Annotated in this window: 7 protein-coding genes; 3 read left to right on the forward strand and 4 right to left on the reverse strand. The window is 45.4% G+C overall.

The annotated features are described in order from the left end of the window. Positions 1 to 68: 68 nt before the first annotated feature. The 3 genes from gatA to AACP44_RS08130 are packed head-to-tail and all read left to right on the forward strand — an operon-like array spanning position 69 to position 3,329. Positions 69 to 1,529 (forward strand): Asp-tRNA(Asn)/Glu-tRNA(Gln) amidotransferase subunit GatA, encoded by a 1,461-nt coding sequence (gene gatA / locus AACP44_RS08120; RefSeq protein WP_339340023.1) that lies wholly within the window; start codon positions 69 to 71, stop codon positions 1,527 to 1,529. Positions 1,530 to 1,532: 3 nt separating this feature from the next. Further along, a complete protein-coding gene (gene gatB / locus AACP44_RS08125) occupies positions 1,533 to 2,978 on the forward strand; it encodes an Asp-tRNA(Asn)/Glu-tRNA(Gln) amidotransferase subunit GatB (protein WP_339340032.1) in 1,446 nt (481 codons plus the stop codon). 54 nt (positions 2,979 to 3,032) lie between these two features. Further along, a complete protein-coding gene (locus AACP44_RS08130) occupies positions 3,033 to 3,329 on the forward strand; it encodes a PA4642 family protein (RefSeq protein ID WP_339340024.1) in 297 nt (98 codons plus the stop codon). Positions 3,330 to 3,354: 25 nt separating this feature from the next. On the opposite strand, the gene smrA is transcribed toward AACP44_RS08130, so the two are convergent. The 4 genes from smrA to AACP44_RS08150 all read right to left on the reverse strand — a co-directional run. Further along, complete coding sequence (gene smrA, locus AACP44_RS08135) at positions 3,355 to 3,954, reverse strand: DNA endonuclease SmrA (RefSeq protein ID WP_339340026.1); 600 nt, start codon at positions 3,952 to 3,954, stop codon at positions 3,355 to 3,357. A gap of 120 nt (positions 3,955 to 4,074) precedes the next feature. Next, the gene (locus AACP44_RS08140) at positions 4,075 to 4,665 is read right to left on the reverse strand and encodes an LON peptidase substrate-binding domain-containing protein (protein ID WP_339340027.1); all 591 of its coding nucleotides are present in this window, start codon (positions 4,663 to 4,665) and stop codon (positions 4,075 to 4,077) included. A 2-nt stretch (positions 4,666 to 4,667) separates the two neighbouring features. Next, entirely contained in the window at positions 4,668 to 4,928 is a 261-nt protein-coding gene (locus AACP44_RS08145; RefSeq protein ID WP_339340029.1) for a YkgJ family cysteine cluster protein, read from the reverse strand. Then, a partial coding sequence (locus AACP44_RS08150; RefSeq protein WP_339340031.1) for an MMPL family transporter occupies positions 4,925 to 5,858 on the reverse strand: 934 nt, incomplete at its 5' end. The genes AACP44_RS08145 and AACP44_RS08150, both read right to left, overlap by 4 nt.

Consider the following 5,858-nt stretch of genomic DNA (forward strand, 5'->3'; position numbering starts at 1 on the left):
AATTTTCCGAATTTCATTTTGCAATTTCACCCCAGTGAGACGGATTGAATAAAACAACAGGATATTTCATGCACAACAAGACATTGGCCGAGCTGAGCAAAGGCTTGTCCAACAAAACGTTTTCCAGTGAAGAACTCACTCGACATTTTTTGGATCGCATCAAAACTCTTGATGCAGATGTCAATAGTTTTATCACCGTGACTGAACAGCAGGCGTTAGCTCAGGCCAAAGCTGCCGATGCCAAAATCGCCAACAATGAGGCCTCAGCATTGACCGGCATCCCCTTGGCCCATAAAGATATTTTTTGCACTGAAGGTATCAAGACCAGTTGCGGCTCAAAAATGCTGGATAATTTTATTCCACCCTATAATGCCACCGTCATTGAAAAATTTAATCAGGTCGGGGCGGTATCACTTGGTAAAACCAATATGGATGAGTTCGCTATGGGCTCATCCAATGAATCCAGCTTTTACGGCGCGGTTAAAAACCCCTGGAATACCGACTGTGTGCCCGGCGGCTCATCCGGCGGCAGTGCCGCTGCAGTGGCCGCGCAATTAGCGCCAGCCAGTACCGGCACTGATACCGGCGGCTCTATTCGCCAGCCAGCTGCCTTATGCGGTATTACCGGCTTAAAACCCACTTATGGCCGCGTTTCACGTTACGGTATGATCGCTTTTGCTTCCAGTCTTGATCAGGGCGGACCGATGACACGCAGCGCTGAAGATGCAGCACTAATGCTAAACGTAATGGCCGGTTTTGATAGCAAAGATTCAACCAGTATCGATAAAGCAGTACCTGACTACACCGCCACACTGAATGAGGATCTATCGGGTTTAACCATCGGTTTACCCAAAGAATATTTTGGCGAAGGCTTAACACCGGCCATCGAGCAAGCGGTACAGGCAGCGATTAAAGAATATGAAAGTATGGGTGCTTCGGTGAAGGAAATTTCTTTACCCAATACCGACTTGGCCGTACCGTGCTACTATATCATTGCTCCCTCCGAAGCCTCGGCCAATTTATCCCGCTTTGACGGTGTTCGTTATGGCTATCGCTGTGAAAATCCTGAAGATTTACAAGATCTCTACACTCGCACCCGAGAGGAAGGTTTTGGTGAGGAAGTCAAGCGTCGCATTTTGGTCGGCACTTATGCATTATCCGCCGGTTTTTACGATGCCTACTATCGCAAAGCGCAACAAATTCGTCGCTTAATTAAACATGACTTTGTTGCAGCCTTTAAAGACGTCGATATCATTATGGGCCCTACTGTACCCAACACGGCGTTTGCATTAGGCGAAAAATCCAATGACCCCATCTCTATGTACTTAGAAGATATCTATACCATCTCAACCAATTTGGCAGGACTGCCGGGCATGTCGATCCCGGCCGGTTTAGTCGATGGCAAACCTGCAGGCCTGCAACTAACCGGTAACTACTTTGCCGAAGCCAAGCTACTTAATGTCGCCCATCAATTTCAACAAGCGACCGACTGGCATCAACAAATACCAGTGACCAAGGCGGAGGGCTAAGTGATGGAATGGGAAACCGTAATTGGACTTGAAGTTCATGTGCAACTGGCCACGGCTACCAAGATTTTCTCAGGCTCCAGCACGACCTTTGGATCGGAGCCTAACACACAAGCAAATGCCGTTGATCTAGCCATGCCGGGCACTCTGCCAGTATTGAACGAGCAAGCGCTACGCTATGCCATTATGTTTGGCTTAGGTATTGGCGCCGAGATTAATAAACGATCGGTATTTGATCGCAAGAATTATTTTTATCCAGATTCCCCCAAGGGCTACCAAACCACTCAAATGGATTACCCTATCGTTGGGGCGGGCGCTATTGAAATTCAACTGCAAAATGGTGATGGCAAAAAAATCCGTATTCACCATGCTCATCTTGAGGAAGATGCCGGTAAATCTATTCATGAAGGCTTGCAAAACCATTCAGGTATCGATTTAAACCGTGCCGGCACACCGCTGATTGAAATTGTCTCCGAACCGGATATGCGCAGCCCTGAAGAAGCGGTTGAATTTGCTAAAAAGCTCCATAGTATTGTGACCTCTCTAGGCATTTCAGATGGCGACATGTCTCAAGGCTCCATGCGTTTTGATGTCAATGTCTCAGTGCGGTTGTCGGGCACCGAGGAATTTGGCACGCGGACAGAAACCAAAAACCTCAATTCTTTTAAGTTTATGGAAGAAGCTATCGAGCTGGAAGTAGAACGGCAAATCGAAATTCTCGAAGACGGCGGTAGTATTACCCAAGAAACTCGTCTTTATAATAGTGAAACCAAAACCGCCAAAGCCATGCGTAGCAAAGAAGAAGCCAATGATTATCGCTACTTCCCCTGCCCTGATCTCTTGCCGGTCGAAATTGATGACGATTATATCAATGCCCTGCGCGACGCCATGCCGGAGCTACCCGATGCACGTCAGGCACGTTTTGTTGAAAACTATCAGCTATCTAGCTATGACGCTGGCATTTTAAGTGGCGATACCACTATGGCCACTTATTTTGAAGAAACTGCCGGCATCTGTGACGATGCCAAACTAGCTGCAAATTGGCTAATTGGCGATGTTTCAGCCAAATTGAATCAAGAAGAACTCAGCATTAAGCAATGTCCGGTTAATGCCGCCCAGTTAGGTCGATTAATTAAGCGCATCAAAGACAACACTATTTCTGGGAAAATAGCCAAGCAGGTTTTTGACGTCATGTGGGCCGATCAAGATGATGTTGATGCCATTATTGAAGCCAAAGGACTCAAGCAACTATCAGATGGCGACGCGCTAGCAGCGATGGTTGATGAAGTGATTGCCAATAATCCCGAGCAGGTAGCCAATTTCCGTAATGCCGATGAAGGCAAGCGTAAAAAAATGACCGGCTTTTTTGTCGGCCAAATTATGAAAGCCTCCAAAGGCCAGGCTAACCCGGGCATGGTTAACAAAATCCTGATGGCCAAACTCAACGGCTAAATAACTATTTTTACCACAAGTTTTACCACAAGTTTCACTACAGGCAGATAAGCTATGGCACTAAAAAAAGATAAAGAAAAAGTTCTCGACGAGGTTTGGACCGAACAACGGGTTAAAGATTTTTTGGCAGTTAAACCCGCAGAAGATATTGAAGCGGATTTTCATGTTTTATTAAAAGCCTACCAATCGATGCGTCTGGAAAACTTTGCTGAATTCGTTGGCTTTTTTACCGCCGAGGGTCGCAATCTTAATGCCACCAACCCAAAAGGGGAAACAGTGCTGTCTATTGTCAAACAGCACCGCGCTTCGGTGGACTATGCCAATATACTGATTGCCAATGGTGCAGTCTAAAGCATAAAAGGCTGGTTATCGCTGATTAGCCAGCTGTTGTCCTGCCTCGACTTAATCGCTCACGATTTTCCTGTTTTTTTCGTTCGCTTTTACCTAGCAACACATAGGCCGCTCCCAGTCCGCCATGCCGAGGCTGGGCACTGCAAAAAGCTTGCACTTCATCCAAATCTGGCAACCATTTATTGACATAACTTTTGAGCAAAGCCTGATCTTTTTTGCTGTGACTGCCCTTACCGTGAACAATAATTAAAGAGCGCAAATCATAAGCCGCAGCCTCTTTAATAAAGCTGTAGACTTCCTGACGAGCCTTTTCTACCGTCATACGGTGCAAATCCAGCCTGCCTTCTTGCGGATATTTACCCTGCTTTAGCTTTTTAAATACACCGTGCTGTACGCCTGAGCGTTTAAACTCAAGCGGATAAAAAGGGTCGAGCAAATCAACAAAATCACTCGCTAGATGATTTTTGTCCTTACCTAGCTCTTGAGTAGCCGCTTCGCGTCTTGCCTGTTTGGCCAGCTCTGAATCACGACTGCGCTGCAGCGATACTTTTTTCTCAACGGTGATAGGTTTCACACCACCCATTTCCTGAAGAAAAAGATCATTGTCATTATGATCATCTGACATCGTTGGATACCGAGGTTAATAGAAGTAGGTTACAAAGATAAATTAACCTTACTGGGACGATAACAACAGGTCAATATAATCTTGCAGGCTAGAAAGCAATAGCTAAGTAACCAGAAGCCACTAATTGTACTCATCCAACAAGCTCATCAGCTGCTCCATACGTAGCAAAGGATCATCAAGTGATAACAGCTGGAATTTTATCTTTTCTTCAATCGGCAGCAACTGACTTAGTAAACAACTTATTGCGGCTACATCTTCGATTTCCGGAGAGAGGTTTAGTCGGGCAACATAAGGGTGGTCCAGCAACTGAGCCAACAATGTTTCCATTTCATCAGCATATTCTGGCAGCGCGATAATGGGCTCTGGTTCTATCCACTCGACCTCTGCCATATGTAATTTGTCGTTACGCTGATGATGAGCGATTAAGCGAAATTTTTCTGTACCCTCAATGGTGATACCGAGTAAATCGTTAGGTAACGAATCCCAGTCAACGATTTTTGCATAGGTACCTATCTGCGCCAACCGTGGATCTTTATCATCGCTCGAGCCTTGACATTCACTACCCTCACGCAACAAAACTATACCAAAACCCGTATTATTTTTTAAACATGAACTGACTAAATCCAGATAACGAGGCTCAAAGATTTGCAGCAACATTTTGCCGCCAGGGAAAAGCACTGTATTCAGCGGAAACAAGGGGATGGTTTCCATAGCTAAGATACCGTCGCCTGTTCAAGCAAGTGAATAAGCGCTAAAGCCTGTTCACGGTTAGCACCGCAGAGATCAGCCTCAGCCTGAAAATTTTCACATAACAAAGGCCTTTCAGGCTTGCCAAACAGATCACAACGATAGTCTTTATTCAAATGAATACACCGCACCCCTGCTGGCTTTCCTGCCGGCATCCCTGGAATTGAGGTCATAATAGAAGGCGCTATACAGCAAGCACCACAATATTGCCTGCATTCAAAAGTCATAGCTCTTTTGTGATCGCGGCATCAGGGCCAAGGGGCTTAAAGGTTATTAATAATTGCGGCAATAATAATAATGAACCCATTAAGGCGGCAAACATTGCCATGCCCGTTAACAAACCGAAATTAATACTGGGATTAAAGTTGGACAAGGCCAATACGGAAAAGCCAATAATAATAATGATCGATGTATAAAACATGGCTTTGCCAATGGAGCCATGACAACGATACATAGTGGCTAAATAATTTTGATCTTTAGCAAATTCTCTACAAAATCGATGCATATAGTGGATGGTATTATCCACGGCAATGCCGACTGAGATAGCAGCAATGGTTACTGTCATAATATCCAGCGGGATACCCGCCAAGCCCATACCACCCAACACCATCGCTGCCGCTAATAGATTGGGCGCCAGCGTAATCAACGCAATCGGCAGTGAGCGAAATAAAAAGATCAGCATCGCCAAAATGGCAATAAATACCGCACCCAGTGTCAGGATTTGCGAACGATAAAGGCTCTGCAACATATTATTGTATAGCACCAACATACCCGTTAAGTGGACTTGATTCTCCTCAAAGCCCATTTCATTAATCAGATGGTTATGCACCTGTGACAACAATTCATCACGTTTTAAGCTGCGGCTGGTTTCCATTACTCGGACAGTGATCCGCGTTTGATCAATATCCTCATTTAAATAAGGATCAATCAGGATCGAACTAATATCTTCTGGTATGGCGCGCTGAATCAAACTCAGTTGAATATCATCGATACCGGTGGTGAGCGTGCGTAATACTTTATAAGGCGTTGCTAGTGATAACACCTTACCGGTCTCCGGCAAACTATCCAGATAGTCATGCACCTGTTCAATGCGACTCAAACCAGCCCGATTAAACCAATAACTAGGTTCGATGGCATTGTCATCGGCAAAGTCATCG

The organism is uncultured Oceanicoccus sp. (assembly GCF_963968385.1).
GTDB lineage: Bacteria > Pseudomonadota > Gammaproteobacteria > Pseudomonadales > Dasaniaceae > Oceanicoccus.

What these genes read in the sequence shown, in the direction of transcription:
- gatA (WP_339340023.1), top strand. Translation starts at nt 69, where the DNA reads ATGCACAACAAGACATTGGCCGAGCTGAGCAAAGGCTTGTCCAACAAA.
- gatB (WP_339340032.1), top strand. Translation starts at nt 1,533, where the DNA reads ATGGAATGGGAAACCGTAATTGGACTTGAAGTTCATGTGCAACTGGCC.
- AACP44_RS08130 (WP_339340024.1), top strand. Translation starts at nt 3,033, where the DNA reads ATGGCACTAAAAAAAGATAAAGAAAAAGTTCTCGACGAGGTTTGGACC.
- smrA (WP_339340026.1), bottom strand. Translation starts at nt 3,954, where the DNA reads ATGTCAGATGATCATAATGACAATGATCTTTTTCTTCAGGAAATGGGT.
- AACP44_RS08140 (WP_339340027.1), bottom strand. Translation starts at nt 4,665, where the DNA reads ATGGAAACCATCCCCTTGTTTCCGCTGAATACAGTGCTTTTCCCTGGC.
- AACP44_RS08145 (WP_339340029.1), bottom strand. Translation starts at nt 4,928, where the DNA reads ATGACTTTTGAATGCAGGCAATATTGTGGTGCTTGCTGTATAGCGCCT.